Here is a 16,372-nt window from a genome sequence, read left to right on the forward strand (position 1 = left end):
ATGATCAGAGACAGCAAGAACAGCAAGCGCACCGCCCTCAAGGCCCTGGCCGCCTGCGCCCTCGCGGCCGGCGCGCTCGGCGTGTCGGGCCTCGCCTCGGCCCAGACCAAGCTCAAGTGGGCCCACGTCTACGAGACCTCGGAGCCCTTCCACAAGTACTCGGTGTGGGCCGCCGAGGAGATCAAGAAGCGCAGCAACGGCAAGTACGACATCCAGGTCTTCCCGGCCTCCAGCCTCGGCAAGGAAGCCGACATCAACCAGGGCCTGACGCTCGGCACGGTCGACATCGTGCTGACCGGCGCGAGCTTCGCGGGCAACAGCTACAAGCCGCTGGCCATCACCTACTTCCCGTTCATCTTCCGCGACGCCGAGCACCAGCTCAAGTACGCCAAGAGCGACGTGTTCAAGGAGCTCGCCAAGGGCTATGACGACAAGACCGGCAACCACATCACGGCGCTCAACTACTACGGCGCGCGCCACGTGACCTCGAGCGCGGCGCGGCCGGTGGCCAAGCCGGAAGACATGAAGGGCCTGAAGATCCGCGTGCCCGACGCGCCGGCCTACCTGGCCTTCCCCAAGTCGCTGGGCGCGAACGCCACGCCGATCGCCTTCGCCGAGGTCTACCTCGCGCTGCAGAGCGGCACGGTGGACGCGCAGGAGAACCCGCTGCCCACCATCGAGGCGAAGAAGTTCTTCGAGGTGCAGAAGAACATCTCGCTGACCGGCCACATCGTCGACTCGCTGCTGACCGTGGTCTCGGGCCAACTCTGGGGCAAGCTCAGCGCCGACGAGAAGAAGATGTTCAGCGACGTGATGCAGGAAGCGGCCGAGAAGACCGGCCGCGAGATCATCGCCTCCGAGGCCCGGCTGGTGGAGGAGTTCAAGAAGAAGGGCAACAACGTGATCGTGGTCGACAAGAACGCGTTCCGCGAGGCCGTGCTCAAGAACACCAAGCCGACCGACCACGGCTACCGCCAGCAGGACTACGACCGGATCATCGCCATCCAGTGAAGCCGCGCGCGGCCGGCCGTCATGGCCGGCTGCCCTTGCACGACAACGAGGAGACACGATGAGCGATGAAAAGCTGCTGGGCGACGACGGCGAGTTCCACGTCACCGACGAGGCCGTCGACCTGTCCGGCACCACGATCGAGGGCTGGGTCGCGCTGGGCCTGTTCTGGGTGCTGGGACTGACCGTCCTCTACCAGTTCATCACGCGCTACGTGCTGAACGACTCGGCCTCCTGGACCGAGGAGATCGCGCGCTACCTGCTCGTGGGCACGGTGTTCGTCGGCGCCGCGATCGGCGTGGCGCGCAACAACCACATCCAGGTCGACTTCTTCTACCGCCACCTGCCGCTCAAGGTGGGCCGCGCGCTGGGCCTGCTGGTCGACGTGCTGCGCACCGCCTTCTTCGCGGCCGCGGTGGTGATGACGGTGCAGATGATGATCAAGATCGGCAACAACGCCAGCATGACCATCGTCGACCTGCCGATGAACATCGTCTACGGCGTCTGCCTGCTGGGCTTCGCCGCCATGCTGGTCCGCTCGGTGCAGGTCAGCGTGGTGCACTGGCGCCGCGGCTACTGCGTGCTGGAACGGCCCGAATCCACGATCGACGACCGCTGAGGTCAGAACCATTCCCACGACATGCTGAAGATCGTCTTTCTGCTGTTCATGAGCGCCGGTATTCCGGTCGCCGTGGCCATGGCCGGCGCCTCGCTGGTCTACATCCTCTGGAGCGGCAACCTGCCGGGCTTCGTCGTCATCCACCGCATGGTGAGCGGCGTCGACAGTTTCCCGCTCTTGGCCGTTCCCTTCTTCATCCTCGCCGGCAACCTGATGAACAACGCCGGCATCACCAATCGCATCTACAACTTCGCGCTCGCGCTGGTGGGCTGGCTCAAGGGCGGGCTGGGCCACGTCAACATCCTCGGCTCGGTGATCTTCTCGGGCATGAGCGGCACCGCGATCGCGGACGCTGCAGGCCTGGGCACGATCGAGATCAAGGCCATGAAGGAACACGGCTACTCGACCGAGTTCGCGGTCGGCGTGACCGCGGCCTCGGCCACGCTGGGCCCGATCATTCCGCCGAGCCTGCCCTTCGTGATCTACGGGATGATGGCCAACGTGTCGGTGGGCGCGCTGTTCATCGCGGGCCTGATGCCGGGCCTGATCATGACCCTGCTGATGATGCTCACGGTGGCCTACTACGCGCACAAGAACGGCTGGGGCGCCGACGTGAAGTTCCAGTGGCCGCGGCTCATGAAGGCGCTGGTCGAGCTGCTGGTGGTGTGCCTGTGGCCCACGCTGCTGTGGTTCGCGGTCGACAGGTTCGGCGCGCCGGCGCAGCCCGCGGTGCTGATCGCGCTGGCGATCCTGTTCGTGGCCGACAAGGTCTTCAGGTTCGAGGCGGTGCTTCCGATCATGACGCCGGTGCTGCTGATCGGCGGCATGGCGACCGGCCTGTTCACCGCCACCGAGGGCGCGATCGCGGCCTGCGTGTGGGCGATGGTGCTGGGCTTCTTCTGGTATCGCACGCTCAAGTGGAAGATGTTCGTCAAGGTCTGCCTCGAGACGGTGGAATCGACCTCGACCGTGCTCTTCATCGTGGCGGCGGCCTCGATCTTCGGCTGGATGCTGACCGCCACCGGCGTCACGGCCGACATCGCGAGCTGGGTGCTCAACTTCACGAAGGAGGCCTGGGTCTTCCTGCTGCTCGCGAACCTGCTGATGCTGTTCGTCGGCTGCTTCCTCGAGACCACGGCCGCGATCACGATCCTGGTGCCGATCCTGCTGCCGATCTCGAACCAGCTCGGCATCGACCCGGTGCACTTCGGCGTGGTGATGGTGCTCAACCTCATGATCGGCGTGCTGCATCCGCCGATGGGCATGGTGCTGTTCGTGCTCGCGCGCATCGCCAACCTCAGCATCGAGCGCACGACGATGGCGATCCTGCCCTGGCTGGTGCCGCTGCTGCTGAGCCTGGGCATCATCACCTACTGGCCCGCCACGGTGCTGTGGCTGCCGAAGATCATGCAATGACCCCGACCGGCGATCCCGCGCCGGCCCCCACACGATGAATCCCTACATAAGACTCCACCCCGCCGACGACGTCGTCATCGCGCGCTCGCAACTGCTCGGCGGCACCGTCGTCGAGGACGTCAAGGTCCATGGCCTGATACCGCCGGGCCACAAGGTCGCGATGCGCGCCATCGCGGCCGGCGAACCGGTGCGCCGCTACAACCAGATCATCGGCTTCGCGAGCAAGCCGATCGCGCCCGGCGAGCACGTGCACGTGCACAACCTCGACATGGGGCCCGACAAGGGCGACTTCGAGCGCGACTACGCCTTCGGCGCCGACGTGAAGCCCGCGCCCGCGAAACGCGAGGCCACCTTCATGGGCATCAAGCGCGCCGACGGCCGCGTGGCCACGCGCAACTACATCGGCGTGCTGACCAGCGTGAACTGCTCGGCCACGGCCGCGCGCGCGATCGCCGACCACTTCTCGCGCAAGACCAACCCGGCGGCGCTCGCGGCCTTCCCCAACGTCGACGGCGTGATCGCGCTGACGCACGGCACCGGCTGCGGCATGGACACGCAGGGCACGGGCATGCAGATCCTCGAGCGCACGCTGACCGGCTATGCCACGCATGCCAACTTCGCGGCGGTGCTGGTGGTGGGCCTGGGCTGCGAGGCCAACCAGATCAACGCCTGGCTCGCGACCGGCAACCTCGCCGAGGGCGAGAACCTGCGCGTCTTCAACATCCAGGACACGGGCGGCACGCGCAAGACGGTCGACAAGGGCGTGGCGCTGATCGAGGAGATGCTGCCACGCGCCAATGCCGTGACGCGCGAACCCTGCAGCGCGGCCCACATCACGATCGGGCTGCAGTGCGGCGGCTCCGACGGCTACTCGGGCATCAGCGCCAACCCCGCGCTGGGCGTGGCCGTCGACCTGCTGGTGGCGCACGGCGGCACCGCGATCCTCAGCGAGACGCCCGAGGTCTACGGCGCCGAGCACCTGCTGACGCGGCGCGCGGTACGGCGCGAGGTGGGCCAGAAGCTGGTGGACCGCATCAAGTGGTGGGAGCACTACACGGCCATCAACGAGGGCGAGATGAACAGACAACCCTTCGCCGGGCAACAAGGCCGGCGGCCTCACCACCATCCTCGAGAAGTCGCTGGGCGCGGTGGCCAAGGGCGGCACCAGCAACCTCGAGGCGGTCTACGAATACGCCGAGCCGGTGACGGCGCACGGCTTCGTCTACATGGACACGCCGGGCTACGACCCGGTGAGTGCCACGGGCCAGGTGGCCGGCGGCGCCAACCTGATCTGCTTCACCACCGGCCGCGGCTCGGCCTACGGCTGCGCGCCCTCGCCTTCGCTCAAGCTCGCGACCAACTCGGCGCTGTGGAAGCGGCAGGAAGAGGACATGGACATCAACTGCGGCGAGATCGTCGACGGCACGGCCTCGATCCAGGAGATGGGCCAGCGCATCTTCGAGCTGGTGCTGGCCACGGCCTCGGGCACGCCCTCGAAGAGCGAGCAGCACGGCTACGGGCAGAACGAGTTCGTGCCCTGGCAGGTCGGCGCGGTGATGTAGGAGCGCACGGCCGATGACGACGCTTCCCTTCGGTGCGCTGGAAGGCACCGGCTTCGAGACGCTGGATCCGCGCTTCACGGGCCTGGTGCCCAAGCCCGAGCGGCTCGAGCGGCTGTGGACCGGCGGGCGCTGGTGCGAGGGCCCGGCCTGGTTCGGCGCGCTGCGCACGCTGGTGTGGTCCGACATTCCGAACGACCGCCTGCTGCGCTGGGACGAGCGCAACGGCCAGGCCGCGGTGCTGCGCGAACCCGCGAACAACACCAACGGCAACACCGTCGACCGCCAGGGCCGGCTCGTGAGCTGCGAGCACCTGGCGCGCCGCGTGGTGCGCACCGAGCACGACGGCTCGATCACGGTGCTGGCCTCGCACTGGCAGGGCCGGCGGCTCAACTCGCCGAACGACGTGGTGGTGCATTCGGACGGCGGCGTGTGGTTCACCGACCCGAGCTACGGCATCCTGTCGGACTACGAGGGCCTGCGCGCCGAGAGCGAGATCGGGGCCTGCCATGTCTATCGCATCGACCCGGCCAACGGCGCGGTCGAGCGCGTGGCCGACGACTTCGTGAAGCCCAACGGGCTGGCCTTCTCGCCCGATGAGCACATGCTCTACATCGCCGACACCGGCGCGAGCCATGATGCGAACGGGCCGCGGCACATCCGCCGCTTTCTCGTCAACCCCGACAACAAGAGCCTGCGTGGCGGCGAGGTGTTCGCCGAATGCACCGCGGGCCTGTTCGACGGCTTCCGGCTCGACACCGAAGGCCGCATCTGGACCAGCGCCGCCGACGGCGTGCATGTCTACCACCCCGACGGCACGCTGCTGGGCAAGCTGCTCGTGCCCGAGCGCGTGGCCAACGTCTGCTTCGGCGGGCCCAGGCGCAACCGCCTGTTCGTCTGCGCCACCAGCTCGCTCTACGCCATCACCGTGAACGCCAAAGGAATCTGAACCATGCCGAGAACACTGCAGGCCGACAGCCTGCAATCCACCGTCGCGAGCATCCTGCGCGCGGCGGGCAGCCAGCAGGCCGAGGCCGAACAGGTCGCGGCCAACCTCGTGATGGCCAACCTCAGCGGCCACGACTCCCACGGCGTGGGCATGCTGCCGCGCTACATCGACGCGGTGGCCGAAGGCGGCCTGCATCCCAACGCGGCGGTGCGCATCAACCTCGACATCGGCACCATGCTGTCGCTCGACGGCCAGCACGGCTACGGGCAGGTGGTGGGCGTGCAGGCGATGGAGCTCGGCATCGAGCGCGCGCGCCGCCACGGCAGCTGCATCCTCACGCTCGCGCATGCGCACCACCTGGGCCGCATCGGCCACTTCGCCGAGATGGCGACCTCGCACGGGCTGGTGTCGATGCACTTCGTCAACGTGCTCTCGCGCCCGGTGGTCGCGCCCTGGGGCGGCGGCGACGGGCGCTTCGGCACCAACCCCTGCTGCATCGGCATACCGCTCGCGGGGGCCGAGCCCTTCGTGCTCGACTACGCCACCAGCCGCGTGGCGCAGGGAAAGATGCGCGTGGCCCACAACAAGGGCGAGCGCGTGCCGCCGGGCTACCTCATCGACGAGAAGGGCGCGCCCACCGACGACCCCGGCGTGGTGGTGGTGCCGCAGGGCAACGGCCTGTTCGGCGCGCTCATGACCTTCGGCGAGCACAAGGGCTACGGCATGGCGCTGGCCTGCGAGCTGCTGGGCGGCGCGCTGACCGGCGGCGGCACCTGGCACCGGCCGGCCGACACCAGCCGCAGCGTGATCAACGGCATGCTCACTGTGCTGATCGATCCCGAGCGCCTGGGCACCCAGGCCAGCTTCGACCAGGAGGCGCGCGAGTTCGTCGAGTGGCTGCGCCGCAGCCCGCCGGGGCAGGGCTTCGACGCGGTGCAGATCGCGGGCGAGCCCGAGCGCCAGGCGCGCGCGGCGCGGCGGCGCGACGGGATCTGGGTCGACGATGCGACCTGGGGCGAGATCGTGGCGGCGGGCGCGAAGGTGGGGGTCGCGGTCGCCGGCTGAGTTCGCTAGCTCTTGCTGGCCTCGTGCGCGGGCTGGCCGACCTGCACGCTGTTGTCGTCGCCCTTGATCCTGGCCTGCACCGCCTTGATCGCCTTCTCGAGCCGCGCGCCGTAGTCGGCATCGGCCTGGCGGAAATAGCTCACCGAGCGGTCGATGATGTCCTGCCGCCGGACCGCGCCCAGGCCACCCGCGATGTTGTTCACCAGGCGCTCCTTCGCGGCCTCGTCCATCAGACGGTAGAGGTCGCCGGCCTGCGCGAAGTCGGTGTCGGCCTCGTGCTGCTGCCACTGGTGGCTGCCGGTCCAGCCGTGGATCTGCAGCGGCGCATACACCGGCTCGTTGCTCTGCTTGGGCGCATCGCTGAAGCTGTTGGGCTCGTAGTTCGGGCCGCGGCCGCCGTTGCCGTCGCCACGCATCGCGCCGTCGCGGCCGTAGTTCCGTGCCGTGGTCGCGTGCGGCCGGTTCACGGGCAGCTGCGTGTGGTTGATGCCCAGACGGTAGCGCTGCGTGTCGCCGTAGCTGAACAGGCGACCCTGCAGCATCTTGTCGGGCGAGGGGCCGATGCCGGGCACGAAGTTGGCCGGGTTGAACGCGGCCTGCTCGATCTCGGCGAAGTAGTTGTCGGGGTTGCGGTTGAGCGTGAGGATGCCGATGTCGATCTTCGGGTAGTCCTTGTGCGACCAGACCTTGGTCAGGTCGAAGGGATTGAAGCGGTAGCTCTGCGCCTCGGCCACCGGCATGATCTGCACCTGCACGCGCCAGCTCGGGAACTCGCCGCGCTCGATCGAGTGCAGCAGGTCGAGATGGTGGTGGTTCGGGTTCTCGCCGCCCACGCGCTGCGCTTCTTCCGCGACGAAGATCTCGATGCCCTGGTTGGTCTTGAAGTGGTACTTGACCCAGAAGGCCTCGCCCTGCGCGTTCACCCACTGGAAGGTGTGCGAGCCGAAGCCGTCCATGTGGCGGTAGCTCTTCGGAATGCCGCGGTCGCCGAACAGCCAGGTGAACTGGTGCGTGGCCTCGGGCGAGTGCGAGAAGAAGTCCCAGGCGTTGTCGGGCTCCTGCACGTGGCTGTAGGGGTCGCGCTTCTGCGAATGGATGAAGTCGGGGAACTTGAGCGGATCGCGGATGAAGAAGATCGGCGTGTTGTTGCCCACCAGGTCGTAGTTGCCTTCCTCGGTGTAGAACTTGAGCGCGAAGCCGCGCGGATCGCGCACCGTGTCGGCCGAGCCGAGCTCGAGCGCGACGGTCGAGAAGCGCGCGAGCACCTCCGTCTTCTTGCCGACCTGGCCGAGGAACTTCGCCTTGGTCCATTTCGTGACGTCGGCCGTCACCTCGAAGGTACCGAAGGCACCCGAGCCACGCGCATGCACCACGCGCTCGGGGATGCGCTCGCGGTCGAAGCGCGCGAGCTTCTCGATCAGGTGGTGGTCCTGCATCAGCACGGGGCCGTTCACGCCCGCGGTCTGCGACTGCTGGTTGTTCTCGACGGGCGCGCCGTTCTCGGTGGTGAGCGTGCGGGATTCGGTCATTGGGCTTTTCCTATCGGTTATGGGAGCCCGTTTATTTTCAACAATCGAATGACCAGCTTCGATTGCGATTGCCTATGTCGACGATAAGCCGGGGCCGCGGCGCGGCCCCGTGCCTCAGCGGCTCAGAGCACCAGCGCGAGCAATGCGTCGAGGTGTTCGGAAGGTTCGCGGCGAAAGCCCGAGCGCGCGAAGCGCTGCAGGCGGCCGACCGCGAGCGAGGTCAGCGCCGAGGCGCGCACCTGCGCATCGACGCTCGGCGTGGCCGAGCCTTCGGCGGCGCGGTCTTCGCGCAGCGCCTGGCGGATGCTGGCTTCGATCTTGTCGAAGAACTGGTTCATGCGCTGCTGCAGCCGCTCGTTCTCGTAGACCAGCGCATCGCCGACCATGACGCGCGTCATGCCGGGGTTGCGCTCGGCGAACTGCACCAGCATCGCGATGATGCGGGCCGCCTGTTCCTTGCCCGTGGATTCGCGCTCGAGGATCTGGTTGACCAGGGTGAACACGCTCTGCTCGATGAAGTCGATCAGGCCCTCGAACATCTGCGCCTTGCTCGCGAAGTGGCGGTAGAGCGCGGCCTCGCTGACTTCGAGGCGGGCGGCCAGCGCCGCGGTGGTCACGCGCTCGGCGCCGGGCTGCTCGAGCATCGCGGCCAGGGCCTGCAGGATCTGCACGCGCCGCTCGCCGGGCTTGGGACGCTTGCGCGCCGGAGCGGCCGGCGCGGTCTCGGCCTGGGTCTCTGCACCGGGGACGACTGTCTCTTCGTTTTGCATGGGAGGCGCGTGCGGAAGATGTAAACAATTGATTCTCGCACAGCAGTGAGCGCGCGCCTCCCCGCGCGCCCGCTGGCCGCCGGCCCGCCTCGGTACCGGCCTTCGAGGGTGCAACGCGCTCAGCGCGCGCGGATCATCGTGCCGTAAGCCTGGTCGGTCAGGATCTCGAGCAGCATCGCGTGCGGCACGCGGCCGTCGATGATGTGCACGGCGTTGACGCCGCTCTTGGCCGCGTCGAGCGCGCCCTCGATCTTCGGCAGCATGCCGCCCGAGATCGTGCCGTCGGCGAACAGGTCGTCGATCTCGCGCGCGCTCAGATTGGTGAGCAGCTTGCCGTTCTTGTCGAGCACGCCGGGGGTGTTGGTCAGCAGCATCAGCTTCTCGGCCTTGAGCACGGTGGCCAGCTTGCCGGCCACCACGTCGGCGTTGATGTTGTAGCTCTCGTTCTCCTCGCCGAAGCCGATCGGGCTCACGACCGGGATGAAGGCATCGTCCTGCAGCGCCTTGACCACGCTCGGGTCGATCGAGACGATGTCGCCGACCTGGCCCACGTCGTGGTGCACGCTGGGATCGGCGCGGTCGGCCAGCTTGAGCTTCTGCGCGCGGATCAGGCCGCCGTCGCGACCGGTCAGGCCCACGGCCTTGCCGCCGGCCTGGTTGATCAGGCCCACGATGTCCTGCTGCACCTCGCCGGCCAGCACCCATTCGACGACTTCCATGGTCTCGGCGTCGGTCACGCGCATGCCCTGGATGAAGCTGCCCTTCTTGCCCAGGCGGTTGAGCGCGGCCTCGATCTGCGGGCCGCCGCCGTGCACCACCACCGGATTCATGCCGACCAGCTTGAGCAGCACCACGTCTTCCGCGAAGTCGGCCTGCAGCGCCGGGTCGGTCATGGCGTTGCCGCCGTACTTGATGACGATGGTCTTGCCGTGGAACTTGCGGATGTACGGCAGCGCCTGGGCCAGGATCTCGGCCTTGTCGCGCGGGGGAATGTTGAGGACGGGGTCGGTCATGGGCGGTCAGGCTCCGGGACGGTGAACGATGGGACGGGATTCTCGCAAAGAGAAACGATCAGGGGCGCAGCCAGCGCGGCACCTTGAATCGCACGATCATGAGGTAGGCGCCGACGTAGGTCGTGACGAACAGAAGACAGAAGAACATCAGCACCCAGGTGTTGTTCCAGAACAGCACCGCGGGCACCACCGACATCGCGGCGAAGATCCACAGGTAGGGCGAGGTGCGGTTGTTGCGCGCGAGCAGCTGGCGCGCCTCGTCGTCGGCGAAGGCCACGCGCACGATGCGGCGGAAGATCAGCTGGTGGAAGTGCAGCGCGTCGGCCGTGCCCGGCGACTGGCCGCGCGCGAGCTTGCGGTAGATGGAGAACAGGGTCTCCCACACCGGATAGATGAGCAGCAGCATCGGGAACCAGGGCGAGACCACGCGGTGGCGCTGCACCAGCGTCACGCAGGCCACCGCGATCACCATGCCCCAGACGTAGGCGCCGCCGTCGCCCGCGAAGATCTTGCCGCGCGGATAGTTCCAGATCAGGAAGCCGAAGGTCGCGCCGACCAGGCAGACCATCATGGCCGCGAGCTGGCGGTCGCCGAGCTGCAGCGCCACATGCGAGATCGCGAGGCAGACCAGCACCGCCACCGTGCCCGCGAGGCCGTTGTAGCCGTCGATGATGTTGAAGGCATGCGGCAGGCCGCCGATGGCGAGCGCGGCGAACAGCACCGAGGCGTAGGGCACGGCCGCGAGCCAGCCGTCGAGCAGCGGGATGCCGGTGCGCGCGAGGCTCAGGCCATGCACCCAGCACACCAGCAGCGCCGCGCCCAGGGTGAGCATCAGCCGCCAGCGTACCTGCACGCGCTGCGTGACGTCCTCGACGATGCCGCCGAGCACGGCCGGCAGGATGCAGACCAGCATCAGCATCGAGGCCGACACGGGCCACGAGACATTGAACGGATCGGTGCCCGTGATGCCGGCCGCGAGCCAGGCCACGCCCATGCCGAGGATGATGCCCGCGCCCCCGAGCCGCGGCACGTGGCCCTTGTGGAAGCGCTGCGGCATGTCGGCGCCGTACAGCCGCGCATGGCGGCGCGCGCGGCGCATGAAGATCTGGACCGCGAAGGCGGAGACGAAGAAGCTGATGACGATCAGGGCAATCATGGGTGGTAACGGGGCCCCTAGAATCCCCGGGCGAAATTAGACCATGGCCATCCCCGCTACGACCTCCCCCGCCGTCACGATTTCGATCGTGAGCCATGGGCAGCTCGAGCTCGTGCGACCGCTGCTCGACCAGATCGACCGCTTCAGCCGCGCGCAGGTGGCCAAGGTGGTGCTGACGCTGAACATCCCCGAGTCCGACGCGCCGCTGGCCGGCGCCGCCTGGGGCTTCGCGCTCGAACGCATCGAGAACGCGCAGCCCAAGGGCTTCGGCGCCAACCACAACCAGGCCTTCGAGCGCTGCGCCACGCCATGGTTCCTGGTGCTCAACCCCGACATCCGCTTCGATGCCGACGTGCTGGCGCCGTTGATGGCGCTGGCCGCGCCCGAGGCGGGGCTGCTCACACCGCGCATCATGGAGCCCGGCAAGCGCGAGCCCGAGCAGCACCGCGACATCCTGACGCCGCTGGAGATCCTCACGCGCAAGAAGCCCGGCTATGCGCGCCCGGCCGTGCCGGCCTGGGTGCCGGGCCTGTTCATGCTGTTCCGCGCCGAGGCCTATGCCGCCATCCACGGCTTCGACGAGCGCTTCTTCATGTACGGCGAGGACTTCGACATCTGCGCGCGGATGCGATTGGCCGGCTGGCGGCTGCAGGTCGGCGAGCAGCTGCGCGCGCGCCACGACGCGCAGCGCGCGAGCCATCGCAGCAGCAAGTACCTCTATTGGCATGTCACCAGCCTGCTGAAGATCTGGAGCTCGGGCGCGTTCTGGCGCTATCGCCGGCTGCGTCGCTCCGGCGCCTGAGCGGGGCGAAAAGCGTTTGCGGGGACAATGGGGAACGAAAAAAGCAAGCGCGCCTTCACAGCAACGATGACGACGACAACGACGAGCCCCACGCCCCACGACGCCCACCTGGTCCACCCCAAATACCGCCCGGACATCGACGGGCTGCGCGCCGTGGCGGTGCTCTCGGTCCTGGGCTACCACGCGTTCCCGCAGTGGATCAAGGGCGGCTTCATCGGCGTCGACATCTTCTTCGTCATCTCGGGCTTCCTGATCACCACGATCATCCTGGGCAGCTTCGAGGGCGACGGCTTCAGCTACCGCGAGTTCTACGCCCGGCGCGTCAAGCGGATCTTTCCGGCGCTCGCGCTGGTGCTGGCGGCGTCGCTGGCCTTCGGCTGGTACACGCTGCTGCCGCACGAATGGGAGCAGCTCGGCAAGCACGTGGCCGCGGGCGCGGGTTTCGTGTCGAACTTCGCCTTCTGGAGCGAGGCCGGCTACTTCGACAATGCCGCCGAAACCAAGCCGCTGCTGCACCTGTGGTCGCTGGCCATCGAAGAACAGTTCTACATCTTCTGGCCCGTGCTGCTGGGCCTGGCGTGGAAGCGCAAGTGGCGCGTGCTGACGGTGCTGGGCATCGTGGCGGGCCTCTCGTTCCTGCTCAACGTCGGAACGATCCACAGCCACCGCACCGCGGCGTTCTACTCCCCGCTGTCGCGCTTCTGGGAGCTGATGCTCGGCGGCATGCTCGCCTACGCACGGCTGCACCGGCCAGCGCCGAAGCCCGGCTGGGGCCGCCATGCCCAGTCGATCGCGGGGGGTGGCGCTGATCGTGCTGGGCCTGTGCTTCATCCGCGGGGGCAAGGCCTTCCCGGGCTTCTGGGCGATCCTGCCGACGCTGGGCGCCTTCTTCTGCATCGCGGCCGGTCCGAGCGGCGTGCTGAACCGCTACGTGCTGGCCTCGCGGCCGATGGTGTGGGTGGGGCTGATCAGCTATCCGCTGTACCTCTGGCACTGGCCGCTCCTGAGCTACGCGCGCATCATCGAGGGCGACCTGCCCTCCGAAGGCATGCGCGCGCTGATGCTTGCCATCGCGTTCGTGCTCGCCTGGCTGACCTATCGCTTCGCCGAGCGCCATGCGCGCCGCAGCGAGAACCCGGCGGTCACCGCCGCCCTGACGGCCGTGATGGTGGGCTTCGTGCTGCTGGGCCTGCTGGCCACCACGCGCTACTACGTGGGCCGCCACAGCGATCCCTACTTCGTCAAGACCGCGGCCGCGGCCAAGGACTGGGCCTATCCCGACGGCCTGAACCCGATCAAGGTCGATGGCGAAGTGGTCATGCAGATCGGCCACGGCAAGCGCAGGGTGCTGCTCTTCGGCGACAGCCACATCGAGCAGTACGGGCCGCGCGCCGTCGAGTTGTCGAAGACCTCGCCGGACACGCTGGACTCGCTCTCGTTCGCGACCTGGGGGGCCTGCCCGCCCATCCCCAATGTGGTCGACGAAGGGAACAGCGTGTGCGCCGAGCGCAGGGATGGCGGCATGCGCCTCGCGGTGAGCGACAAGTTCGATGCCGTGGTCTTCGGCGGCTGCTGGAACTGCTACTTCACCGAAACCGGCAAGCCCGACGCGAAGACCGCCAAGGCGGATCGCTACTACTTCTTCGATGGCAAGAACAAGCACCGCTTCATGGGGGGCGGCGGCGTCGACATGGCGCTCGCGATGCTCGAGACGGTGCTGACCAATCTCGCCAAGCACAAGCAGGTCTACCTGGTGCTGGACCACCCGACCAGCAACGGTTTCGGCCCCGAGGAGTTCGTCAAGGGCGGGCGCCTCGGCGACATGACGGTGGGCCGCATGTCGCCAACGGCGCCGTGGGACGCGAAGCAGAAGGCACTGCACGAGCGCATGCGGCAGATCGCCGAGCGCAGCGGCGCCATCGTGATCGACCCGATCCCCACGCTGTGCGACAAGGACTGGTGCAGGCGCGCCGACGCCGACGCCACGCCGATCTACAAGGACGCCGGCCACCTGCGCGCCGGGTACGTGCGCAAGTTCGCGACCTTCATGGACCCCGCCATGACCTCCGTGCCGGCCGCGGCACCCCGTTAGCCGAGGCCTGCGACTCCCGGCGAAGGCCCGCCGCAGGACGCGCGGGCCTCGCTCAGGACTTGTAGACCTTGCGCAGGTTGCGAATGATCGGCAGCCGCGTGAGCGCGCCGATGAAGCGGATGATTCCCGGCGTGCTGTGGCGCAGCAGGAAGACCGTGATCCACAGCCGCAGCTTCTTCTTGCGCCCCACGTAGGGATTCGCGAACACGACCGCCGCGTACTCGTCGAGCACGGCACTCATCTCGTCGCGGTATTGGTCGTCCTTCTTGATGGCCTCGATCACCTCGTTCACGAAGAAAACCTGGAAGCGGGGCATCAGGTATTCGCGCAGGTAGTAGCGTCCGCGCTGATGCTCGTCGGGGAACATCTGCAGCAGCTTCTTGAAGTACTTGAAGCGGCTGCGCAGCATGCGGATGCTGAACGAGGTGCTCGCGGTGTGGATGCACCACACCGTGACCGCCTTGTCGACGAAGTGATTGCTGTAGCCCTTGCGGAAGATGCGCAGGAACAGGTCATCGTCCTCGTAGCCCATGAACTGGGGATCGAAGCCACCGACCGCGTCGAAGGCCTTGCGGCTCACCAGCGCGGCGGAAGGCAGCACGAACATGTCGTTGCGCAGCAGATCGAAGATGCTGCGCTTCGGATGCGTCGAGTGCTCCTTGATGACGCCGGTGCGGATCACGTTGCCGTCGCCGTCGGCCTCGTAGAGGTCGGCATAGATGTAGCCGAACAGCCGGTCATCCGCCGGGATCGAGGTCACCAGGGTCTCGATGTGGTTGGGAAGATAGAAGTCGTCCTGGTCGAGGAAGCAGATGAAGGGCGCGCTCGAGGCCGCCACGCCGGCATTGCGCGCCGAGCCCTGACCGCCGTTTTCCTTGTCGAGGATGCGGAACGGGTACCGGAGCGCCAGGGCATCGAGCGCGGCCCGCTCCTCGGGGCGCGAACCGTCGTTGACCACGATCACTTCGCTGGCGGGCATGGATTGCTCGAACACGCTGCGCACGGAACGCTCGATGAAATCGGCGCCGTTGTAGAACGGGATGATAACCACGACATCCGGTGGGATGCCGCTCGGGTCGGCAGGATTGGGGACCAGGGAAGCGTTCATGGTGGTCATCTGTTGTAGTTGTCGGTTCAACCCGGATCTAGACGGATTCGAAGAGGTCGCGGACCACGCCGCGAAAGCCCCGGCCGAACTTGTCGTAGCGGCCCGTCATGGCTTCGCGCAGGATCGGCAGGCAGCGCGCGATCCGGGACGCCGGCAGCGCAGCCCTGAAGCGCTGGTGTTCGATCTTGCCACGCACCTTGTCGATGGCGACCGGATCGACGCGCCCGCCCAGTTCGAGCAGCTTGGCCAGGAGCAGATCGGCCTTGGCGCCGCGCTCCGCGTGGATGGTGCCGCGCGAGGCCAGCGCCTTGCGCACCTTGCCCATGAAGCTGTCGCGCCGCGCGCCGATCTGGTTGGACTCGTGCTGCCGGTACTCGATCAGCGCATCCTGGAGCAGGTCGACCCGTCCGATCGCCGAGGCGACGATCGCCAGCCACTCGTCGTGCACCCATTCCACGGGAAGCGGTACCGCGGCGTCGACCAGCGAACGCCGGAAGATGGCCGTCGCGCCCGTGACGAGGTTGCGCCGCAGGAACACGTCGAATGCCGCGCCCGCATGCACGCGCTCGATCTCGGCGGGGGTCACCTCCAGCGCGTAGAACAGCGATTGCCCGAGATCCTTTCGCTGCGCATCCACCAGCCGCGCGTCCGTGTGCAGCAGCAGCAGCTTCGGGTCCTGTTCGAAGAGCGGAACCATCCTGGCCAGCCGGTCGGGCATCCACACGTCGTCCTGGTCGCTGAGCGCGATCAGCTCGTGGCTGCAGGCCCGGATGGCCTGTTCGAAGTTCTTGACGACACGCAGCGCCACCGCGTTCTCGAACACGCGCAACGGTATCGCGCGGCCCGATTCGGCCGCGCATTCGGCCACCGTGGCCCGCACCACCTCGACCGAGCCGTCGCTCGACGCGTCGTCGGACAGGACGATTTCCGCCGGCGGCACGGTCTGCAGGCAGATGCTGCGCACCTGCTCGCGCAGGAAGCGCGCGCCGTTGTGCGTGCACAGCGCAACGGAAACCTGGATAGGATGGAGATTGCTCATGGGTTGCTCGCTCTTCGAAGCGCTGCCCGTCGATTCGTTATTCGCGGACGCTTTTTTGTTCTGCCAGCCACCGGCGGCTGGGGTCTGGCGTGCAGCCTGATCAGCGCCGGTAAAATTATCGCCCACTTCACTCCCAACCCAGTGGACCCTGACCCCGGGACGCGGCTTTCGCGTCCCGGCCTGCGTTTGCCAAAGACGATCGCCGACCGGGCCATTCACGGAAAGAGAAACCTCGCTTGACTACCAT

At 67.6% G+C, this 16,372-nt stretch carries 13 protein-coding genes and 2 pseudogenes; 9 read left to right on the forward strand and 6 right to left on the reverse strand.

All coding sequences use genetic code 11. From position 1 onward, the window contains the following. The 6 genes and pseudogenes from ACHMXE_RS38770 (at nt 1) to ACHMXE_RS38795 (ending at nt 6,616) form a co-directional block, all read left to right on the forward strand. Nucleotides 1-1,011, forward strand: a complete 1,011-nt coding sequence (locus ACHMXE_RS38770) for a sialic acid TRAP transporter substrate-binding protein SiaP (protein WP_395348972.1) — start codon at nt 1-3, stop codon at nt 1,009-1,011. Nucleotides 1,012-1,069: 58 nt separating this feature from the next. After that, nucleotides 1,070-1,627 carry a TRAP transporter small permease gene (locus ACHMXE_RS38775; protein ID WP_203204266.1) on the forward strand — a complete coding sequence of 186 codons (558 nt, stop codon included), beginning with the start codon at nt 1,070-1,072 and terminating at the stop codon, nt 1,625-1,627. A 21-nt stretch (nt 1,628-1,648) separates the two neighbouring features. Then, entirely contained in the window at nt 1,649-3,043 is a 1,395-nt protein-coding gene (locus ACHMXE_RS38780; RefSeq protein ID WP_209542479.1) for a TRAP transporter large permease, read from the forward strand. 34 nt (nt 3,044-3,077) lie between these two features. Further along, nucleotides 3,078-4,605, forward strand: a pseudogene (locus ACHMXE_RS38785) (UxaA family hydrolase). Between the two features lie 13 nt (nt 4,606-4,618). Continuing rightward, entirely contained in the window at nt 4,619-5,551 is a 933-nt protein-coding gene (locus ACHMXE_RS38790; protein WP_395348973.1) for an SMP-30/gluconolactonase/LRE family protein, read from the forward strand. Between the two features lie 3 nt (nt 5,552-5,554). Beyond that, nucleotides 5,555-6,616, forward strand: coding sequence for a malate/lactate/ureidoglycolate dehydrogenase (locus ACHMXE_RS38795; protein WP_395348974.1), 1,062 nt, complete (start codon nt 5,555-5,557; stop codon nt 6,614-6,616). A 5-nt stretch (nt 6,617-6,621) separates the two neighbouring features. On the opposite strand, the gene ACHMXE_RS38800 is transcribed toward ACHMXE_RS38795, so the two are convergent. The 4 genes from ACHMXE_RS38800 to ACHMXE_RS38815 all read right to left on the reverse strand — a co-directional run bounded on the left by ACHMXE_RS38800 (nt 6,622) and on the right by ACHMXE_RS38815 (nt 11,084). Then, nucleotides 6,622-8,145, reverse strand: coding sequence for a catalase (locus tag ACHMXE_RS38800; RefSeq protein ID WP_395348975.1), 1,524 nt, complete (start codon nt 8,143-8,145; stop codon nt 6,622-6,624). A gap of 122 nt (nt 8,146-8,267) precedes the next feature. Continuing rightward, complete coding sequence (gene slmA, locus ACHMXE_RS38805) at nt 8,268-8,915, reverse strand: nucleoid occlusion factor SlmA (protein WP_057590933.1); 648 nt, start codon at nt 8,913-8,915, stop codon at nt 8,268-8,270. A gap of 119 nt (nt 8,916-9,034) precedes the next feature. Next, nucleotides 9,035-9,928, reverse strand: a complete 894-nt coding sequence (argB, locus tag ACHMXE_RS38810) for an acetylglutamate kinase (protein ID WP_203204260.1) — start codon at nt 9,926-9,928, stop codon at nt 9,035-9,037. A 58-nt stretch (nt 9,929-9,986) separates the two neighbouring features. Then, a complete protein-coding gene (locus ACHMXE_RS38815) occupies nt 9,987-11,084 on the reverse strand; it encodes a glycosyltransferase (protein WP_209542474.1) in 1,098 nt (365 codons plus the stop codon). 43 nt (nt 11,085-11,127) lie between these two features. Here ACHMXE_RS38815 and ACHMXE_RS38820 point away from each other — a divergent pair, with 43 nt between their 5' ends. From ACHMXE_RS38820 to ACHMXE_RS38830, 3 genes and pseudogenes are all read left to right on the forward strand, one after another. Further along, nucleotides 11,128-11,886 carry a glycosyltransferase family 2 protein gene (locus ACHMXE_RS38820; RefSeq protein ID WP_395348976.1) on the forward strand — a complete coding sequence of 253 codons (759 nt, stop codon included), beginning with the start codon at nt 11,128-11,130 and terminating at the stop codon, nt 11,884-11,886. A gap of 66 nt (nt 11,887-11,952) precedes the next feature. Beyond that, nucleotides 11,953-12,576: pseudogene (locus ACHMXE_RS38825) on the forward strand (acyltransferase family protein); the annotation flags it as partial. Between the two features lie 88 nt (nt 12,577-12,664). Next, nucleotides 12,665-13,978, forward strand: a complete 1,314-nt coding sequence (locus ACHMXE_RS38830; protein ID WP_395348977.1) for an acyltransferase family protein — start codon at nt 12,665-12,667, stop codon at nt 13,976-13,978. Nucleotides 13,979-14,030: 52 nt separating this feature from the next. Here the strand turns inward: ACHMXE_RS38830 and ACHMXE_RS38835 are convergent, their stop codons facing one another. Both ACHMXE_RS38835 and ACHMXE_RS38840 read right to left on the reverse strand, forming a co-directional pair. Further along, entirely contained in the window at nt 14,031-15,086 is a 1,056-nt protein-coding gene (locus ACHMXE_RS38835; protein ID WP_281081079.1) for a glycosyltransferase family A protein, read from the reverse strand. 37 nt (nt 15,087-15,123) lie between these two features. After that, nucleotides 15,124-16,251, reverse strand: coding sequence for a glycosyltransferase family 2 protein (locus tag ACHMXE_RS38840; protein ID WP_395348978.1), 1,128 nt, complete (start codon nt 16,249-16,251; stop codon nt 15,124-15,126). Nucleotides 16,252-16,372: the final 121 nt, after the last annotated feature.

It is taken from the genome of Variovorax sp. UC122_21 (assembly GCF_044056785.1).
GTDB lineage: Bacteria > Pseudomonadota > Gammaproteobacteria > Burkholderiales > Burkholderiaceae_C > Variovorax.

Excerpts from the sequence above, each read along its gene's own strand:
- ACHMXE_RS38820 (WP_395348976.1), top strand. The coding sequence starts at position 11,128 with ATGGCCATCCCCGCTACGACCTCCCCCGCCGTCACGATTTCGATCGTG.
- ACHMXE_RS38835 (WP_281081079.1), bottom strand. The coding sequence starts at position 15,086 with ATGAACGCTTCCCTGGTCCCCAATCCTGCCGACCCGAGCGGCATCCCA.
- argB (WP_203204260.1), bottom strand. The coding sequence starts at position 9,928 with ATGACCGACCCCGTCCTCAACATTCCCCCGCGCGACAAGGCCGAGATC.
- slmA (WP_057590933.1), bottom strand. The coding sequence starts at position 8,915 with ATGCAAAACGAAGAGACAGTCGTCCCCGGTGCAGAGACCCAGGCCGAG.
- ACHMXE_RS38795 (WP_395348974.1), top strand. The coding sequence starts at position 5,555 with ATGCCGAGAACACTGCAGGCCGACAGCCTGCAATCCACCGTCGCGAGC.
- ACHMXE_RS38770 (WP_395348972.1), top strand. The coding sequence starts at position 1 with ATGATCAGAGACAGCAAGAACAGCAAGCGCACCGCCCTCAAGGCCCTG.
- ACHMXE_RS38790 (WP_395348973.1), top strand. The coding sequence starts at position 4,619 with ATGACGACGCTTCCCTTCGGTGCGCTGGAAGGCACCGGCTTCGAGACG.
- ACHMXE_RS38775 (WP_203204266.1), top strand. The coding sequence starts at position 1,070 with ATGAGCGATGAAAAGCTGCTGGGCGACGACGGCGAGTTCCACGTCACC.
- ACHMXE_RS38780 (WP_209542479.1), top strand. The coding sequence starts at position 1,649 with ATGCTGAAGATCGTCTTTCTGCTGTTCATGAGCGCCGGTATTCCGGTC.
- ACHMXE_RS38830 (WP_395348977.1), top strand. The coding sequence starts at position 12,665 with ATGCCCAGTCGATCGCGGGGGGTGGCGCTGATCGTGCTGGGCCTGTGC.
- ACHMXE_RS38800 (WP_395348975.1), bottom strand. The coding sequence starts at position 8,145 with ATGACCGAATCCCGCACGCTCACCACCGAGAACGGCGCGCCCGTCGAG.
- ACHMXE_RS38815 (WP_209542474.1), bottom strand. The coding sequence starts at position 11,084 with ATGATTGCCCTGATCGTCATCAGCTTCTTCGTCTCCGCCTTCGCGGTC.